This is a genomic window from Mucilaginibacter sp. CSA2-8R (genome assembly GCF_038806765.1).
In the GTDB taxonomy this organism is placed as follows: domain Bacteria; phylum Bacteroidota; class Bacteroidia; order Sphingobacteriales; family Sphingobacteriaceae; genus Mucilaginibacter.
This window is the reverse complement of record NZ_CP152389.1, coordinates 1,324,539-1,344,084: the sequence shown is the minus strand read 5'-3', so window position 1 is coordinate 1,344,084 and position 19,546 is coordinate 1,324,539. Positions and strand designations below refer to the sequence as shown.

The following is a 19,546-nucleotide window of genomic DNA, read 5'->3' as shown; positions in this document are numbered from 1 at the left end:
ATAGACAAAAAACATAGCCTTGCCTAATGGGCCGTTTACCAATAGGCGTTTATTGACGGATAATTTTTTATCAGCTAATTATCCCGGTATACTTTGGCACGAATGGACGTACATGATTGCGGTATTTATATAAAAAGTCTAATCAGGTTTTTTAAATACAACTGAAATTGTAGATTTACCGCAAATTCTTCACAAGACATGAATATTCACGAATATCAGGGTAAGGCCATACTAAAAAGTTTTGGCGTAAGGGTACAGGAAGGCATTGTAGCCGACACTGTTGAACAGGCTGTTGAGGCTGCCCAAAAAATGAAAGAAGATTTCGGCTCGAGCTGGGTAGTTATTAAAGCCCAAATCCATGCCGGCGGCCGTGGTAAAGGTGGTGGCGTTAAATTAGCTAAAAATCTTGATGAGGTTAAAGAAAAAGCCGATGCTATTTTAGGCATGCAACTGGTTACTCCTCAAACCGGTCCGGAAGGCAAAAAAGTACACAAAGTATTAGTTGCACAAGACGTTTATTACCCAGGCGATAGCGAAACTAAAGAGTTTTACATGAGTGTATTGCTTGACCGTGCTAAAGGCCGTAATATCATCATGTACTCTACCGAAGGTGGTATGGACATTGAAGAAGTAGCTCACTCTACTCCTCACTTGATACATAAAGAAGAGATTGACCCTAAAGTTGGTTTGCAAGGCTTTCAGGCCCGTAAAATAGCCTTTAATTTAGGCCTATCAGGCGATGCATTCAAAGACATGGTTAAGTTTATCGCTGCTTTATACAAAGCTTACGATGCTACCGACTCTTCGCAGTTTGAAATTAACCCGGTACTAAAAACATCAGACAATAAAATTTTAGCTGTTGATGCTAAGGTGAACCTGGATGATAACGCGCTTTATCGCCACCCGGATTATGCCGCCCTGCGCGACACTAACGAGGAAGACCCGATGGAGGTTGAAGCCAGCCACTCTAACTTAAACTATGTTAAATTAGATGGTAATGTAGGTTGTATGGTTAATGGTGCCGGTTTAGCTATGGCTACCATGGATATTATCAAGATTGCCGGTGGCGAGCCTGCTAACTTTTTAGATGTAGGCGGTACTGCCAACGCACAAACGGTTAAAGCTGCCTTTAACATTATCTTAAAAGATCCTAACGTTAAAGCTATCTTAATTAACATCTTTGGTGGTATAGTACGTTGCGACCGTGTTGCCCAGGGTGTAATTGATGCTTACCAGGAAATTGGTAACATCCCTGTGCCTATCATTGTACGTTTACAAGGTACTAATGCTAAAGAAGCAAAAGAACTGATTGATAATTCAGGTCTGAAAGTATTCTCGGCTATCTTATTAAAAGAAGCTGCAGAACGCGTTAAAGAAGTGTTAGCATAACACACAAACGTTTTAGTACGTTTATTGAAATAACAAAAGCGCCTTGTAATCAAATTACAAGGCGCTTTTGTTATTTCAATATTTTTTAAGGTGACTTTTTCATTGAGCATTCAACAATGTCTATAATGTTGCTAACGCAGCTTCAAATATCAGCTTACCTCTGCTTATATGCAATAAATTATAGATTGTGTTAACGACTCTGTCAATTACAAGCGTATTTTGTTACGTAAGCCATTTGGCCACATCTAAATCAATCCAAGCCTCCAGCTCAACAGGTTGCTTTCTCAGGCAGGTTGCTAATAAGCGCCAGAAACATTTATCCGCAGGTACAGCCACAAAAGTTCCGCTCGAGTATTTGCCGGCTAAATCGTCGTCGCCTTTTCAAGTTTTGAGGCGTTTCTTATAAAATTTGCCGGCAATGCGCTCTGTTACACTAAATGTTTTTTGATTTTGTGACCACTTAAGCCGAAATACACAATTACAAGAAAACAAAGCAGCGGTATGATATAGCCAGGCTGTATCTTGTCATGACTAAAATCAATCACCATACCCATAATATAAGGCAGTATGGCACCGCCTACTATCGACATAATCATGAATGACGAGGCGGGTGCAGTATCTTCACCTAAGCCATCAATACCTAAACTAAATATGGTTGGGAACATAATAGACATGAAGAAGCCTATACCACACAGACAATAGACTACAAATACACCCTGAATTAAAATAGCAAGACCGCATAGCGCAGCAGCCGAAATAGCATAAATAGCAAGCAGTTTGGGAGCTTTTATATACTGTAAGATGAACGTACCAATAAAGCGGCCGCCTACAAAAAATGCGCCGTATACCGCCAGCCAAAAACCTGCGGTTTTTTCATCAAAGCCTCCACCCTGAATGGCCATCCTGATAAAAAAGCTAATTACACATGTTTGTGCTCCTACGTAAAAAAATTGAGTAATAACGCCCCAGGCTAAATGCTTATGCCTTAAAGTACCCAAAAAGCTACCGCCCGCGGTTTCTTCTTTGGTTACATTTTTAATTTCGGGCAGCTTGGTTAACCCAAACAATATAGCTACCAAAACCAGTACACCAGCAAGTATGCCGTAAGGCACTTTTACTGATGATGCTTCATGCAACAGATAAGCAGTGCGTTCGGCAGATGGCATTGCATCAAGTTGGGCTTGCGTAAGGCTTTTACCCGAAAGAATAAATAGCGTACCTACTAACGGGCCTACCATGGCTGCTACACCGTTAAAAGCTGCCGCCAAATTTAAACGGGTAGTAGCTTTGGCCGGGTCGCCAAGTACAGCTGCGTAAGGATTGGCAGCTGTTTCTAATATAGCAATGCCACAGCCTATAATAAACAAAGCGCCTAAAAATCCGGTATAAGCAAGTGCATTTGCAGCCGGTATAAATAACGCTGCACCAATAGCAGCTAAACAAAGCCCCACCAAGATGCTTTTTTTATAACCCAGCTTTCTGAGCAGTATACCTGCAGGTATAGCCATTAAAAAGTATGCTGCATATACGGCGGTGTCTACCAGGGTGGACTGTGCGTTACTTAACTGACAAGCTTTTTTAAGATGCGGAATGAGGATACCATCGGTGTTATGCACCATTCCCCACAAAAAAAACAGGGAGCAGATAAGCGCGAAGGGCACCATCAGGTTTTTCCCTTTTAAGTCTGATTCGTTAATTACAGCGCTTTCGGCGCCAGTGCTAATGTTAGCCATATGTTAAACAGTTGTTTTTTTAACAACCAGCAAGTGGTCGCATACCAGTACTACTTCTCCTTTTTGATTGATGACTTCTACGTGTTCGGTCACGGTGCCATACGCTGGCTTTTTGCTATCCGCTTTTTCGGAGATGGTTACTTCGGAGCGAATAGTATCGTTGATAAAAACCGGCTTTACAAAACGCAGTTTATCATATCCTTTAGACATGGCTTCGGGGTTAATTTCTGAAGCAGTTAACCCAATGCCAATACTAAAAATCATGGTACCATGCGCAATGCGTTGTTTAAACGGCTGCGTGGCGCACCATTCAGCATCCATATGGTGCGGAAAAAAATCGCCGGTGTGGCCGGCATGTACTACAAAGTCGGTTTCGGTAATAGTTCGCCCTAAAGTTACTCGTTTGTCGCCAATGTTGTAATCTTCAAAAAAAGTGGATTTGAAATACATATAATATCTGCTTCGAGCTTCATATCTGCTTCGAGCTTCGAATATATCGTTTTCTGATTTATAAAAGTCTGCTTTATGCCTTATTCTACTGTAAATCGTTCAGTTTATCAGCAATCAGCACGCCACCGTTATCGCTGCTTTGATAGGCACTTTCTACCACGGCCATAGTTTTAATAACATCTTCTACGTGGGTAGGCAATACATCCGTTTCGCCGCCCTTGTAGCGCATCAGGCTCGACATGGTACCAATAAAAGCATCCGGAAACCATGAACCTTGCAGTGTTATTTCTTTCCACTCAGGCGCTTTACCTTCTTCCAGCAGGCAATACTCAAACTTATCGGGCACACCGTGCGGGTAATCCATCAGCAAGCCCATCCGCGCTTTAATCGCTCCCTTAGTCCCCTCCCACTTAATAAAGCTTTCCTGGTTATGCGGACCAAAGGCATGGTCGTGATTGGTGTTAATAACGGCATGCATAGTATCACCATAATCAAACAATATGGTCGACCTCGAAGACGACAGCTCCTTAGCCGGATGTTTAAGCGTTTTGGCCATTACGGATTTCGGGTCGCCTAAAAACGAGCGCATTAAGTCTATATAATGAATACTGTGGTATTGAATTTCCAGCCGTGGGTGCACCATCACAAACGGAAACAGCTCCCAAGGCGTGGTTAAAGTCACACGTACTTCCATATCGTACAACTGCCCTATCAGGCCCTGCGCAATCATGTCGCGTGCGGCACTTACGTAGGGTGCAAAGCGCAGCTGGCAATTAATAGCTGCCGCTAATTTTTTACGGCGGCAAACCTCCAGTATCTCTTTGCTTTGCCAAAAGTAATCGCCCATCGGTTTCTGGATGAGTACTCCACAGCCGTCGGGCAGTTGCTCTAAAGTTTCTACAAACTTTTCGGGCATAATGGTGATATCGTATACCGCATTAGCGGGTGCGTTGGCTACGGCGTCGGCAACGGTATCGTATGCATTTGGTATGCCCCATTCGGCAGCCAGTTTTTCTGCACGGGCGCGGGTACGGTTGGTAATGCCAACTACGTTAAACCCAGCCTTTTTATAGGCCGGCAAATGGGCGTCGCTCACAATACCGCCGGCACCTATAATAACGATAGGTTGCGGATTTTGAGGCATTATGGGTTGATAAGAAATTTGCATATGTTGTATTAGCGAACTATCAGTTCATTAATTTTTTGCTGGCCTTGTGTTAACAATTGCTCTGCAGGGATATCAGTATTGATGGCGGCCAGCACTACTTCGTCTATAATATGGGCAATTTGCGCCCAGTTACTTTTTTGCGGCAGCGATTTAGCAACCTCGTGTAAATCCTGTAGTTTATGGTAATAAGGAATAATGGTATTTACTTCGCTATCTGTCCAGGTAGATTTACGGCAGCCAATACCACCTTCCAACGTCAGCAATTTATCGCTGCTGCGGTTAGTAGCAAAGCGCAAAAAATCAAAAGCTACCTGTTTGTGGCAACTGCCTGCTCCTATGGTGTACAACCAGTACACGTTAAGCGATGCCGAAGCTGAACCTGGCTGACAAGGCAACCTGGCAATATCCACTTTACCTTTTACCGTCGATTCGGCAATCACCTCGCACATGGAAGCAAAGCCAAACCAGTTGACCATCATGGCCGCCTCGCCTCGGGCAAAGGCCATCCCCATGGCTACCGATTCGTAATCTGCCGATTCGGGATGCACAGCACTGGTGTCTGAAAATAGCTGGCGATAGTATTGCAGCCCTTCAGCCGCTTGCCGGGTATTTATATCAACTTCTCCGTCTGCATCAGTCAGTTCTCCGCCACGAGTCCAAAGTTGCAACACAAAATCAAAAACCGTATTGTGCCCATCCGGATAGCCGGCGAGCACTGTACCGTATAGACCTTGCTCCGGCCGGTTAAAAAAACGGGCTATGGTCTTAAAATCTTCCCAGGTTTGCGGTACCTGCAAAGGTTTGGCATATTGCTGTTGATAGGCCTTTTGCTCGGCAACATCATCAAACAAATCTTTCCGGTAAATTAAACATTCGGGGCCGTCGTGAAACGGTAGCCCGGCCACGCCGTTAGGGTAGTGCTGGGCCGACAATAATGAATTACTCCAAGCGGTAGGATATTCTTCAGGCGCATCTTTTTGAATATACGGCTGCAAATTTTCGAGCAAGCCGCTGTTCCAGGCTTCGTAAAGCCAGTCGGTAACTACATGGGCAATATCCCAGTCGCCGTTTTGCAGACCTTTATTTTTGATGATGGTATCGTAGAGCAACTCCAGGTCCATCGGCACCATTTCGGCCTTGAGCGTGCAGCCTGTTTCTGCACAAAAGGCATCCCAAAGCTTTTGCAGGGTGCTCTCAAACGGACCAAACTTCCTCACGGCTATCCTGATGGTGTCGGCACTGCTCATACTACTCAGTTTTAATTTCCAGCAATATTTTATCAGTATCCTGCCCCAGCGCCGGCGACCCTTTACTCGAGGTAAGCAACTCACCATCAATACGTATCGGGCAACGGGTGGTTTGATACTGGTAGCCGTCTTGCATTTGCACCTCCTGTATCATGTTCAGGGCTTTAAAGCCTTCCTGCTGCATCAGGATATCCCAGTTCATTACTTCGGCACACCAAATGTCGGCAGGCTGCAACACTGATAGCCAGCTTTCGGTAGTATCCAATTGCAGATGGTCGGCCAGGATAGCCTTAATTTCGTCGCGCTGATGGAAAGCCTGCGCTACTTCGGTGTACGGCAACAGTGCGTTGCATTTTAACAGTTGTGCCAGCTGCGGAATAGACCCCATAGCCAAGGCCATGTAGCCGTTGGCCGTTTTGTAAATACCGTAAGGTGCCCCCAAGTATGCATGTGCATTATTTTTTTCGGTACGCTGCGGCAGCAAGCCATCGTAGTAGTAGGTGGTTACGGCCTCGAACTGCAAATCATAAGCCGACTCGATCATACTTACCTGTACCAGTGCCCCTTCATTTTTAATACTGCGCCGCACCAGGCAGGCCAGTATACCCTGCGCCAGATGTGTACCGGCCAGCATGTCAATAATGGATAAGCCCATCGGCACCGGGCCGCCGTTGTTACCGCTTAACCAGGTTAGGCCTGTAAGCGACTGCAATAGCAGGTCCTGGCCGGGTTTATCCTTCCAGGGACCAACATCACCGTAACCGGATATTTCTCCGTAAATTACCTCGGGGTTTACGTTTTTGATTGTCTCATAATCAAAGCCCAACCGCTCCATCACTCCTGGGCGGTAATTATGCATCACCACATCGGCCTTTTTTATCAGCTCCCAAACGTGCTGTTTGTCGGTCTCATTTTTTAAATCAACCGTAAAGCTTTCTTTATTCCGGTTTATGGCATGAAACACCGACGACTCGCCATTCATGATGACGTTTGAAGTGTACAAATGCCGGCAGATATCACCTGTTTCAGGCCGCTCAATTTTGATGACACGCGCACCCAAATCAGCCAAGCGCAAACCGGCAGACGGCCCTGATAAAAACTGGCTGAAATCAACCACCAAATAATCTTCTAAAGGCTTCATGCACCGGTTAAGTTAAATTGCTGATTAATAATTTCGGTTTGCTGACCGGGCTGCGGTGCGGCTACAGGCGAATATAACCGGTTGTGGTCAATGCGTATCGGGCAGCGGGTGGTACTCAGTTCCTGCCCATCGGGCAATACCACGTTTTGCTTCACTCCCATCGCTTCAAAAGCTTCATGATGTAAGCTTTGAGCATACGTCAATATTTCAGAACACCAGATGTCCAAAGGTTCGAGGATAGCCAGCCACTCGGCGGTGGTTTTCGTTTCGAGCCTTAAAGCCAGTTTATCCATAATTTCATCGCGTTGCTCAAACCACGATTCGCGACTGGAGTAATCGCTCAAGTCAACATCCAGCGCCTCGCCAATTTTGTGCAGATTGCCCATGGCTAAGGCCAGATAGGCATCGGCAGTACGATAAATACCGTATGGGGCACTCAGGTAAGCATGGCCTGCACCTTTGTTTTTACTGCGTTGCGGCAGTTTGCGGCCATCGTTAAGGTGCGTGGTTATTACTTCAAATTGCAGGTCAAGCACTGATTCGAGAAGGCTTACTTCAACCAGCACACTTTTTTTAGTTTTATTTCTTTTGATGAGCGCCGCCAAAACACCTTGCACAAAGTGGGCTCCACACATAATATCGGCCACCGCCAGGCCAAACGGCACCGGACCGGCATCATGCGTATCGGTCAAATAAGTTAAACCCGATAGCGACTGGATTAACAAATCCTGACCAGGGCGTATGGCCCACGGGCCTTCGCTACCGTAACCGGTAACTACACCGTATATAATACGCGGATTTATTGTTTGTACAGTCTGGTAATCCAGACCAATTTTTTCCATTACGCCGGGCCGAAAGTTATGTGTCATCACATCGGCCTGCGCTATCAGCTTTTTTACACGCTCTAAATCTTCCGGGTCTTTTAAATCGGCCGCGTACGATTCTTTATTCCGATTGATGGTATGAAAGACCAGGCTCGAGCCATCTACAAAGATATTGCGTATGGCAATCTGCCGGCCAGCCTCACCCTTAACGGGGCGTTCAATTTTGATGACACGCGCACCCAAATCGGCCAGGCGTAAACCTGCTGTCGGCCCGGCCATAAACTGGCTGAACTCCAGCACCACCAATCCATCTAAAGGCTTAACCATGTTGCGCTTGTCCTTTCGATTGCTGGTATAATCTATCCAGTTGATTCAACACCTTGGCCTCGCTGCCACCATTCATGAGGTAATTACGTACAATGTCGCCGCCATGGTCCTGAAAATACATAGAACCGTTGTAGCGCGGACGTAAGAAGGCGCGTTGCAAAGCGGGCAGGGTATTACTGAAATAATTTGCTGTGTAACTGTTCGTGTGCTTATTGGTCCAGGCACTTAAATGCCCCGGCTGGCCGCCATTGTCAGTATATAAGCCTTGCTGGCAGGCTGGTGAAGCTACGTATTCAGCGTACTTCATCGCCACATCAATATGCTGGCCTTTTGATGAAACAGCCAAACCTGTGCCGCCCAAAGTTGAACGAAGGTTGGTTTTACCATCCAGCGTTATCATATCATGAAAATGAAGCACTCTACGGGCGTAGCCCTGACGCGAATAGTTAGAATATCCATAGGCAAACGGACAATAGGCAATATCATCAGTAAGCGTCATGCGCTCGTATACCTTTATGGGGTTGTAGCCAAAGCAAGCCTGATCAACCAGTTTGGCCAGGTTGCGGTACATTTGTAGTGCTTGTACGCCTGTTTCGCGGCTCACAACTTCGCTGTCATTCTGAAAAGGGTCTTCGCCCAAGGAGCAGCAAAAGGTGTAAAAGGTCATCAATGAATCGATAGAAATCAGCGGGCAGGCCACTAATCCGCGTTGAGCGAGTTCTATCAATTCATCATAGGTTGATGGTTTGTCTGTGCCGTGTGCGGTTAATAAATCAGGACGACTGGAGGCTACCGGCGTGGCGGCGTCAATAGGTAACGCCCATTGCTGACCATGAAAGTTGTAGCTGGTGTATGATTCGCCCACCGTGTTCACTTCCTGATCTTTCAAAAATTCGGCAAGCAAAAATTCATCGAACGGCAGTATGGTACGGGTGTTGGCGGCAAAGCCAGCCCAGGGATGATCTATTACCAGCAAGTCATAACGCTGCGCAAGCTGTTCGATAGAAAGATCGGCAAACTGTTGCAGGGAACGCTTTTCCCACACGATTTCAACGTTCGGATTTAATTCTGAAAAGCGCTGGGCAGTGGCCGTCATAGGTACAAAGCCCCGGCTATGGTTCCAGGTTATTCCCTTAAGTATAATTTGTTCAGACATATAGGTAATGGCGACTTATAAACATCATCCGGGCGAAAAGTATAATCAGGATAGTATGCTATAATGGCAATGGGTTACAATGGTACGTTAGCAAAGCTATTTTACCCGAACACAATTTTATTATATCATCTGTGCATTGAAGTGTACCATTTTAGCATAGCACTTTAACAGCGTAAGGCGTAAAGCAACTGGTAATTGATTGCATTTAGTGATTGAAACCAAGTTTTTGTTGTACCCGTTTGCTTTAAACGCAGGCATAATATTGTGCTTAAACAAAAAAGAGTGGCTCATCCTTGCCGGACGGCCACTCTTTTATAACATATAATTTATCGTCATCTCCAACCGTAAGCAAACTCAGCTTAGCTTAATTTGCCCGGCGGCACCAATGATGCTTATTTTACTGCCGATATTTTTAAGATAGTTGGTTTACCTAACTTATCTAAAACCGGCTTTTGAATGCCTTGCAACTCGGTTTGTTCAGGCTTTAATAATTCCAGTACTACAACTTCGTTAGCACCTTTTTTAAGCCATTCGGCAGGTACATAAACGGTTTGCTGCGGACCAATACCCCAGTACTTGCCAAGGTTATGACCGTTTACCCAAACCACACCTTTACCCCAGCTTTCCATGTCGAAGTAAGTGTCGGCCACATTACTTAGCGTAAAGCTGCCTTTACGTACCACCGGGCTTTCGTTACTATTTTTGCCAGTGGCGGCTGTAAATTTAAGCGCTTTGGTGTCGGCAAAAGGCAAACTATACATCTGCCAGCCTTTCAGTTCGTTGCCAGCAAAACTTACGTTTTCGGTAATACCTTTTTTATTTTGCAGCAAAAACTTGCCGAAATTGATGCGGCCCATGTTTTCTACCAGTAAATCCAGAGTTACTTCGCCTTTTGGCAGGTTCACTTCCATGCCGTCTTGCTTTAACCTGCGATCAAGCGTACCTATCATTTTACCGTTTACCATCACCACGGCATAGTCACGCAAATCGGTTAATTTTAATAGTCCCGATTTTCCGCCAGTCAATTTGGTCCGGTATAATACATAACCGTAATCCTGGTTCAAATCTTCGAAAGTTAGCGGAGTAGCATTTTTTACCGCAGCCGGAAGATTGCTTAACAATACCGCTTGCTGTGTTAATTTAAATGCAGGGACGCTTACTGTAGGTTTGGCAGCAGGCACCGCAGGCAGCTTTTTGCCAGCAGGCAGGTGCTTTTCAATTACCTCGCGGAAAGCCATGAATTTAGGCGTAGCGTTGCCTGCCTCATCCAATGGTGCGTCATAATCGTAGCTGCTAATTTGTGGCTCAAACGCCGTAGTTTCTTTATAATTGGCACCGTTCATGAAACCACGAGTAGTACCTCCATGAAACATATACATATTGATAGAGATACCTGCACCTAAAACGCCGTCTAATTTTGAGGCATAATCTTTAGCCGGTACAGTATGGTGTGTTGTTCCCCACCAGTCAAACCAGGCCGGGTACCACTCTGCAATATAAAACGGCCCTTTGCCATTATGATTTTCGCGAATCAGTGTTTTTACTTTGGCTGGGTCGTCTAATCCGTTTACTGCGGGCATCAGGCCGGGCAGGTGGCCGGCAACCAGGTCGGCTGCAGGATCACAGGTATACAACAAACCGTCAAAACCAGCTTCTTTAAACATGCGCTGGTTAATGGCCAGGTACTCTTTATCACTGCCGTACGAGCCATACTCGTTTTCAATCTGCACCATCAGGATGTTGCCACCATGGTTAATTTGCAAAGGCGCTAAACGCTTGCCTACTTCTTTGATGTAAGCTTCGTACTCTTTAAGGTACTGCGTTTCTTTGCTGCGCACTACCAAACCTTTTTCGTTTTGTAACCAGTAAGGGTAGCCGCCAAATTCCCACTCGGCGCATACATAAGGGCTTGGGCGCAATACTACCCAAAGGCCTTCTTGTTTGGCAATGTTCACAAATTCGGTAATATCATCTTCGCCGCTAAAGCTAAACTTACCTTTCTGAGGCTCATGAACGTTCCAAAAAACATAGGTACCAATGGTATTCAATCCCATGGCCTTGGCCATTTTCATGCGGGAGCGCCAGGCCGCACGAGGTACGCGGGGGTAATGCATCTCTCCCGAAATCATCTGAAACGGTTTTCCGTCCAGCATAAATGCTTCATCGCCTAAAGCAAAGGTGTGCGAACCATTAATAGGTTGGGTTTGAGCAGGTGCTTTGGCACATAAAAACAAGCTAAGCGCTATATATATATACTTCTTCTTCATGTAAATTATTTGCTTTTTGGATGATCATGTAACTTTTTCATTTGCTCGTAATAGGCCTGCAATATGTAAAAGGCTTTTTTCTTGTTGCCTTTATCATCGTACAACCCTTTACGGTTCCAGCCTTCCTGGTATACCGGGTTGTTGCGTTTAGGCGAACGGAAATCATTTAGTACCCATGGTGATATACCTACGTAATTATCGGGCATACGTTTTAACATAGCTACCTGCTCTTTGTAATACCATTCCTGGTACTCTTCGCTAAAGCGGGTAAGCGAGTCGGCATGGAAACCACCTTTGGCGCCTGCACCAGTTTCGCTGATGAACAACGGTTTATTGTAAGGCGTGCCCCAATTAGTTTTGCGGCACTGTTCGGGCAGGCCGCCATACCAACCTAAATATTCGTTGAATGCCACCAAATCTACAAATTCTCCCAGCGGATCGTCAATTAAATTCAAATTTTTACCCGAAGCATAATTTACCTCCAGTGCAGCCGAAACCATACGGGTGTTATCTAAGCGCTTAGCTTCGGTAATCAGGCTGTGCATAAAATCAGTTCGCGTTGGACTGATAGGTGTTTCGTTACCTACCGACCAGATGATGATGCTTGCACGGTTATGGTCGCGGTAAATCATTTCGGCCAACTGTGCTTTAGCTTTATTTAAAACTTCGGTACTGCCAAAGTTAATGGTCCAGTAAACCGGTATTTCCGACCAAACCAACACGCCTAATGAATCGGCCAGACGTGTCATCGTTTCATCGTGCGGATAATGCGCCAGGCGCACCATGTTGCAGCCCAAATTACGGGCTTGGGTAAGCAGCTGCATTGCATCTGCTTGTGAATAAGCCCTGCGTACATCCTGCGGAATTTCGCCATGAACACTGATGCCGCGCATAAATACCGGCTTACCATTCAGCAATACCTGTTTGCCAAAGGCCTCAATAGTACGGAAACCAATTTTGTCTTCGACCCGGTTGGTTTTGGTAGATACCACTACTTTGTACAGTTTAGGCGTCGCATTGCTCCATAACTGCAGCTTAGGCAGCTTTAAGTTTAAAGCGGTAGTTTCGCCCGACGCAGGAATTTGTTTCCTGAATTTCAGTTCAGGAATTTCTACTGTAATAGTTTCGCCAGCCCGAGGATTATTAATTTTAACCCAACCCGAGGCATCCGGTGATGCGGCCGGGGCCTTCCCATCAACAGGCCTTTTTAGTTGTAATACAAAATCCTGGATAAAGCTCTGCGGCAACTCTACCACGCAAACATTACGGGTAATACCGCCATAGTTCCACCAGTCGGTGTTTAGGGTAGGTACTTCGTCGGCGTAACGCTTGTTATCTACCTTAACTACCAAAAAGTTATCTTTCTCTTTTAGTATCCCGGCAGGTATTTCGAAGTTAAAAGGTGTAAAACCGCCTTTGTGCATCCCTAACTTTTTACCGTTGAGGTAAACATCGGCACGATAGTTTACAGCACCGAAGTAAACAAAATAGCGGTTGCCCTGCACCGGCTTGTAATCAAAAGATTTTTTATACCATATCGTACCTTCGTAAAAAGTAAACTCGGGTTTTTGGTGGTTCCAGTCGCCCGGAACTTCGATGCTGTACTTATCAATGTAACCATGTTCTTTTTTCTCGGTACGGTCTTTCTGGATGTCGGTATTCCAGTAAGCATCCCCATTTTTCTGATTCAGTTCTTTGTAACGGTAATCATAAAATCCCGTTTCGTAGGGGTCTACAATGTATTGCCATTTACCATTTAAACTGGTTGTTTTGCGTGCACCAATATCGGTAATCAGGCTATCTTGTGCATTAACTGCCAGATGGCTCACCAACAATAATACTAACCAATAAATTTTCTTCATTACTACTTATTAAATACGTCTAAAGTCCACTCGTTCATCCATTTCAATTCAATATCGTCACCTTTAAAGGTTATGGGTAGCCATAAATACCTGCCGTCAATTGCATTTTTGGGCGTCCATTTATCGGCCATAAAAATGAATGCGTCCTTTTTACCAGCTACCGGCAATACGTAAGTACTCTGACCGCCAAACGTAATCTCCGCACCCTCGCCTACGCATGGGTTACCATGATAAGTCCACGGGCCATAAATATTTTTTGCTGTAAACCAACGTGCCGGGTTAGGCGCCCAACCTGTAGTACCCGATCCTATCATATAATAGATACCGTTACGTTTAAAAAGCGCAGGTGCTTCGGTAGAGTGACCGGCATAAACTCTCGAAAATTTGCCGGTATGCCCAGTGTAATCGTCGGTTAACTCGGCTACATCTAGGGTAGCATTCTCTTCTGCCGAAAAAATGTGGTAAGCCTTACCATCATCGTCTACAAACACATTCATGTCGCGTGCCATTTGGCCACCGGGCACATCGCGGCAAAAGAAACCCTCGCTTTTATTTTTAGGCTTTGTGCAATCAACCTTGTCTTCATTCGAAGTTCCGGTTGGATAGTAAGGCATTTTGCCGGCGTTGGGCCTGTAGCTTTTAATAAAAGTGTACGGACCTGTGGCTTTATTACTGGTGGCCACACCGGCCCGGGCAGCTTTATAACCCTGACCTAAAAGCTCCAGGTGAAACCACATGACATACTTTTTAGTCTTCTTATTGTAAATAACTTTCGGGCGTTCCAGTACACAGCCTTTGGCAATATCGCTGGTGGTATCTGGTGATACATTCAGCGCAATGCCTTCATCTTTCCAGTTATATAAATCTTTTGACGAATAACAGTGCACCCCAACCATAGCCCGGTTGCCGGCGCCACCCTCAATCTTATGTTCGCCGTACCAGTAATAAGTTCCTTTATTATATAGTAAGCCGCCGCCATGGGCGTTGATGTGAACTCCTTTATCATCTGGCCAAATGGTACCCGGTGTAAACTGCACTAACTTACCAGTGCCCGGTTTAGGCTCCTGTGCCTTTACGGAGACGGCTCCAGTAATTAACCCGGCAGTCAGGAGCATAATCACTAAAAAAGTTTTTCTTACATTCATGAGTACGGAGCATGTTGTTATTTTTTTAATTCGAAAGCGTGGTCGGCCGGTACATCTTGCCCACTCCATATTTTTACTGACGTCCAGGGTGCAGGCGGTGCGCTCCAAAACTCATCCGTTTCCGGCAATCCTAAAGGCATAAAAATGTCGGTGCAGATGTACAGGCTACCGGTAGTAATATAAAACTCGGCCAGCGAAGGCTGGTTACCATACAGCCCTATGTTAAGCCAACCGTCTTTGTTAAAAGTATTAGGTGCATTTAGCGTTTTCTTAATTACTGCACCAAGTGCTTCACGTACTTGCGCCGGACTGATAGACGATGGAAGTTGTTTTCTATAAGCCATATCGGCCAAGTGATGAAAAACCCCGCCACGATAAACAATAGAGCGACCTATAGCCGGATAACTGCCATCGGCATTAATCATACCTTCCAGAATCTGCGCATACCGCTGACTGATTAATTTAGCGTTGTCACGCTCGTGCTGGTAAATCTTGTGTTTACTGCTTACCTCATCCAGTATGGCATTCAAATTTGGATGAATAACGATGCTATTATAATAATCCAGATGGAAGCTCATACCGTCGGCATATAAGCCGTCGCCAACGTACCAGTGCTGCGTAAATTCGCGTACAGCAAATTCGATACGTACCGGGTCGTAGCCTAAATCGTATTTATCAAAAAAAGCCTCAATTGCGCCCGAAAACAAGATCCAGTTCGAATAAACCGGAACAGTATTTCGTGTTATCATCAAGGCAGTTACTATCTGTTGCTGTACCGGCTTATTTAAATGCTCCCATAACCAGGGCGCCCGCACAAGAGCCAACGCAACAAACGAAGCATCTACCAATGGCTGCCCACCGTTCCACTGCAAATAATCTTTAGCGCCGGGGTTTACGGCATTGGCAATACCCTGCAATGCCCATTGGCGGTACTGGTCGCGCATTTTAACTTCGGATGGATTACCGCCCTCTAACTGCAACCAAGGTGCAATGCCGCAAAGCGTACGGCCAAAAGCTTCGAGATAAGCTACCTTACTGCGCTGCTCCTTGTTATCAATAGCTCCTGACGTTACCACCGGCATGTTAGCTTTGAGCTGGTTTTGCGAAATGTTTTGCATTACAGGACGGGCTACCCTATCCAGATACGCCAACCACTGCTTACGGCTCAAAGTTGGCGCCTTATCGGCAGCCTTGGCCGATACCGAAAAACTTAGTAACAATAAAAGTAGTAAAGCGTTAGGCTTAGTCATTTACAACGGCTTTACTTTTTGATTTTAATTGGTTTTACCTTTTCAAAAACGTTCACCGGTAAAATCCGGCCTTCTTTATCAAAGTACATTGGTGAAATACAGGTTTCGCGGTTGTAACCATCCCCGCCCGGAATTTTGAAACGGTGATAGGCAATAAACCATTTATCAGTACCTGGTACATTAACAACTGAGTGATGACCTGCACCCTTTACTACACCTTTGCCCTTAAGTACCGGCTGGTTTACCACTTTGGTGAATGGGCCTAACGGCGATTTGGATGTAGCATACGCGATAGAATAGCGCGGATCGCGGGTATCATACTCAGACCACATCAGGTAATAAATGCCTTTACGTTTAATAACGAAAGGCCCTTCATTGTACCCTTCGGGTTTAAAGTTGATAATTTTAGCAGTATCGCAGCTTACCATATCATCATTTAACTTTACTGCGTGGCACTGGCCCTGTCCCCAGTACATATAGGCGCTACCATCATCATCTACAAGCACCATCGGGTCAATCATCTGCCCACGCAGACTGCCGCGTTTAATTAGTGGTTTACCGATAGAGTCTTTAAATGGGCCGGTAGGCTTGTCGCTTACAGCTACACCAATGTTTACATCGGCTGAGTAGTAGAAATAATATTTATTGTTCTTTTTGGCAATGGCCGGCGCCCAGGCCCGTTCTTTAGCCCAAGTTAAATCTTTGGGCAGATCTAAAATAACACCTTCGTTTTTCCAGTCGACCATGTTATCTGATGACCAGCAGGTAAAGTAAGTAGACATCCAACCTACAGTTCCATCGGTAGTAGGATAGATATAAAACTTTTTATTAAACGCAGTAATGTTGGGGTCTGCATACACTCCGGGCAGCGCAGCAGCAGGAGCATTAAGCGTATCAATGCTTTGAGCCTTAACACTAAGGCCTGCTACTAAACAGATGGAGAACAAGAATGATTTGATCATAATTTAAGCTTGTGTTTTGTTGCCGCTAACGGCTAAAGTTTTTATAACGTTCAAGACCTTCAATGTAATAATAATCGGCATAAGTAAGTGGTACATCCACTTCGGTACCCTGCGGAATATGACCTACGCTATGTTGCAAGATAAAACCTCCGTTGGTTTTGGCCGCTGCCAGATAAGGCGGAGCCGACAATGTTTTAAGCATGGTTTGCGCCGCATTAAAATAAATTTTAGCCTGGCTTGGGTCAGCGTAACGGCACAACTCTAATAATGCCGAAGCCATGACGGCCCCTGCTGATGCATCTCTTAAAGCATTAGGAATATTAGGCGCATTAAAATCCCAGTAAGGAATTTTGTCTTTTGGCAGGTTAGGATGATTAAGGATGAACTGCGCGATGCGATTAGCCTGATTAAGATATTTTTTGTTTTTGGTTTCGCGGTACATTACGGTGTAACCATACAATCCCCAGGCTTGCCCACGTGCCCAGGCCGATTCATCGGCGTAACCCTGAGCGGTACGTTTTTGCTGCACAGCACCGGTTGCGGGATTGTAGTTAATGACGTGGTATGAACTAAAATCCGGCCGGAAATGATTTTTCATGGTGGTGTTGGCATGAGTAACGGCTATTTTGTAATAGCTGGAATCGCCTGTAGCACGTGTTGCCCAAAAGAGTAACTCCAGGTTCATCATGTTATCTATAATCACCAGGTATTCTTGCTTTTTTGAGTCCCATGATTTGATGGCACCTACCTTAGCGTCGAACCGGCTTGAGAGCGACTTGGCGCTGTTAAGCAAAATTTGCTTGTACCCGGGCTTAGGCGCAATCTGCAATGCATTGCCAAAACTACAGTACATCATAAAACCTAAATCGTGCGTGGTTTTGTTGTGCTGCTCAACTTCCAGCAGTTTCAGCATACGCTGGGCCTCAGTGAGCGTGGCAGCATCGTGTGTTTGTTTATAGAGATACAACAGCGTACCCGGATAAAAACCACTGCACCACCAGCCCGAGCCGCTGGTTTCCAAGCTGTCGGCTTTAGCGTAAAAGGTTTTGGGGAAACGATTTGCCGGAAGGCGGCCTGCAAGGTAACGGTACTGCTGGCCGGCACTTTTAAAAATGTTATTCGCGTGCTTAACTAAACTTTTATCGGCTAACAAGCCTTTTACGCTTTGAGCACTTAGCTTACCAAAAGTACCGGTTAAAAGAGCTGCTGCCCAAAGTGTCTTTTTTAAGTATGTTGTCATTTATTTTTTGTTTGATTGAGGCTGCCACTGCAAAACTTGTACAGCCTCGGGCTTTTCGTGCGCCAGGCCTTCGCCATCAACCTGGGTTACTTTTTGTACAAAAAGGTTAAGCAGGTACTTATCTTTCCAAAGCTCTGTATCCAAAGTTGGTTCCCATGCACCAACACTGTAATCTGTTAAATCAATTACCTTCCATGCTGCTTGTTGCAGGTTGTTGCACACGGCTATGGATACTTTACTGCCCCGTTCGGCATCCCTGAAAATAAGGCCAGCCGCCAGAGTGCCTTTATTTTGCCAGGCGATAATTTGCGGCCTGGCTATAGGTATACTTTTAGAACCCTGACCAGACAATGAGAAGGCCGACTTACGGAAGGCCAGGTTACTTACCTTCCACTTGTTTCCGCTTTTATAAACCAAATGATATTGCGGTATCTGGCTGTTTTCCTCGCGCCAATAGGTAGCAATAAACGGATTGCCCTTGTCATCGGCAAACATCGAAGTTTGGTTAATTAGCTCGCTTTTTTGCGGAATTTTGCAGGCATATTCTGCGGTTGCTGCTGTAATAGGCAGTTTATATAGTTCGCCGGTTGATTTTTGCCAAGTGATGCCCCCGTCTTTTGAGCAGGCATAGGCTAAATCATGATTGCTGGCTACATCAGGCGTTTCGCGCCACACCCACGACAGGTGTATGGTACCGGCTTTATCGGTAGCCAGTTGCCAGTAAGCATTGCGTTGCCCTTCGCCATCAATCAGGTTATCCTGCAGGCGATTCCACTTGCCGGTTTGAATGTTGTAATGGTTAATGATTAAGTTACCGTTGCCCGAACCGCCATCGCGATATAGAAAAATCAGATTGCCGTTAGCCAGGCGATAAAATTCGGGATAACTTAATTTATTTTCTTTGTTACCGGTCATGCCCAGCTTCGGTCCTAACTCAAGCGAGCCGGGTTTAAGTCCTTTAGCGTAATTTAACGCATTGTTGTGTTGCCCCCAGGCTACATGCACAACGCCTCCACCATCTATCATTAAACTAATGGATTTATGTGCATCCGTAGCATCGCCGGTGTATGGGGTGCGTTGTGTTTGCCAGGTTGATGAGCCAACCAATCGTTTGGCCAACACTACATACTGTGCAGAGTCATAAAAAGAAGCATACTGTACTCCTTTAAAAGTAACCAGCGCGTTTTTACGAAAGATTACGGTATTGGCAGAATTATTAGCCCAGGCATTATGGGCGATAGTACTTACCTTGATATCTTTTTGCTGTGCTGAAACAGGCTCAAATATATTGATGAGCAGACCTAAGCTTACAATATATTTCAGATATGAAGGAGTATTGCAGTTCATTGAGTAAAATAATAAAAAAGTGACAGGCTATTTCGGCC

Annotated in this window: 14 protein-coding genes and 1 pseudogene; 1 reads left to right on the top strand and 14 read right to left on the bottom strand. The window is 45.4% G+C overall.

Annotated elements, in window-relative coordinates; translation table 11 throughout:
- Positions 1–195: 195 nt before the first annotated feature.
- Positions 196–1,389: pseudogene (gene sucC / locus AAGR14_RS05845) on the top strand (ADP-forming succinate--CoA ligase subunit beta); the annotation flags it as partial.
- Positions 1,390–1,817: 428 nt separating this feature from the next.
- On the opposite strand, the gene fucP reads toward sucC, so the two are convergent.
- The 14 genes from fucP to AAGR14_RS05775 all read right to left on the bottom strand — a co-directional run bounded on the left by fucP (position 1,818) and on the right by AAGR14_RS05775 (position 19,508).
- The gene (gene fucP, locus AAGR14_RS05840; RefSeq protein WP_342647657.1) at positions 1,818–3,122 is read right to left on the bottom strand and encodes an L-fucose:H+ symporter permease; all 1,305 of its coding nucleotides are present in this window, start codon (positions 3,120–3,122) and stop codon (positions 1,818–1,820) included.
- Between the two features lie 3 nt (positions 3,123–3,125).
- Positions 3,126–3,572: a MaoC/PaaZ C-terminal domain-containing protein gene (locus AAGR14_RS05835; RefSeq protein ID WP_342647656.1), complete on the bottom strand. Its 447-nt coding sequence runs from the start codon at positions 3,570–3,572 to the stop codon at positions 3,126–3,128.
- 85 nt (positions 3,573–3,657) lie between these two features.
- Entirely contained in the window at positions 3,658–4,716 is a 1,059-nt protein-coding gene (locus AAGR14_RS05830) for a Gfo/Idh/MocA family oxidoreductase (protein ID WP_342647655.1), read from the bottom strand.
- Positions 4,717–4,748: 32 nt separating this feature from the next.
- Positions 4,749–5,987, bottom strand: coding sequence for an extracellular solute-binding protein (locus AAGR14_RS05825; RefSeq protein WP_342647654.1), 1,239 nt, complete (start codon positions 5,985–5,987; stop codon positions 4,749–4,751).
- Between the two features lies 1 nt (position 5,988).
- Positions 5,989–7,128 (bottom strand): CaiB/BaiF CoA-transferase family protein, encoded by a 1,140-nt coding sequence (locus AAGR14_RS05820; protein ID WP_342647653.1) that lies wholly within the window; start codon positions 7,126–7,128, stop codon positions 5,989–5,991.
- The gene (locus AAGR14_RS05815) at positions 7,125–8,279 is read right to left on the bottom strand and encodes a CaiB/BaiF CoA-transferase family protein (protein ID WP_342647652.1); all 1,155 of its coding nucleotides are present in this window, start codon (positions 8,277–8,279) and stop codon (positions 7,125–7,127) included. The genes AAGR14_RS05820 and AAGR14_RS05815 overlap by 4 nt, the downstream gene beginning before the upstream one ends.
- Complete coding sequence (locus tag AAGR14_RS05810) at positions 8,272–9,435, bottom strand: extracellular solute-binding protein (protein WP_342647651.1); 1,164 nt, start codon at positions 9,433–9,435, stop codon at positions 8,272–8,274. The genes AAGR14_RS05815 and AAGR14_RS05810 overlap by 8 nt, the downstream gene beginning before the upstream one ends.
- Before the next feature lie 392 nt (positions 9,436–9,827).
- Positions 9,828–11,702 carry a beta-galactosidase family protein gene (locus AAGR14_RS05805; RefSeq protein WP_342647650.1) on the bottom strand — a complete coding sequence of 625 codons (1,875 nt, stop codon included), beginning with the start codon at positions 11,700–11,702 and terminating at the stop codon, positions 9,828–9,830.
- Between the two features lie 5 nt (positions 11,703–11,707).
- On the bottom strand, positions 11,708–13,564 hold the full coding sequence (locus tag AAGR14_RS05800) for a glycoside hydrolase family 2 TIM barrel-domain containing protein (RefSeq protein ID WP_342647649.1): 1,857 nt from the start codon (positions 13,562–13,564) through the stop codon (positions 11,708–11,710).
- 2 nt (positions 13,565–13,566) lie between these two features.
- On the bottom strand, positions 13,567–14,709 hold the full coding sequence (locus AAGR14_RS05795) for a glycoside hydrolase family 43 protein (protein ID WP_342647648.1): 1,143 nt from the start codon (positions 14,707–14,709) through the stop codon (positions 13,567–13,569).
- Between the two features lie 17 nt (positions 14,710–14,726).
- Positions 14,727–15,959 (bottom strand): DUF2264 domain-containing protein, encoded by a 1,233-nt coding sequence (locus AAGR14_RS05790; protein ID WP_342647647.1) that lies wholly within the window; start codon positions 15,957–15,959, stop codon positions 14,727–14,729.
- Between the two features lie 11 nt (positions 15,960–15,970).
- Positions 15,971–16,921 (bottom strand): family 43 glycosylhydrolase, encoded by a 951-nt coding sequence (locus AAGR14_RS05785; RefSeq protein ID WP_342647646.1) that lies wholly within the window; start codon positions 16,919–16,921, stop codon positions 15,971–15,973.
- A 25-nt stretch (positions 16,922–16,946) separates the two neighbouring features.
- A complete protein-coding gene (locus tag AAGR14_RS05780) occupies positions 16,947–18,161 on the bottom strand; it encodes a glycoside hydrolase family 88 protein (RefSeq protein ID WP_342647645.1) in 1,215 nt (404 codons plus the stop codon).
- A complete protein-coding gene (locus AAGR14_RS05775) occupies positions 18,162–19,508 on the bottom strand; it encodes a BNR repeat-containing protein (RefSeq protein WP_342647644.1) in 1,347 nt (448 codons plus the stop codon).
- Between the last annotated feature and the right edge of the window lie 38 nt (positions 19,509–19,546).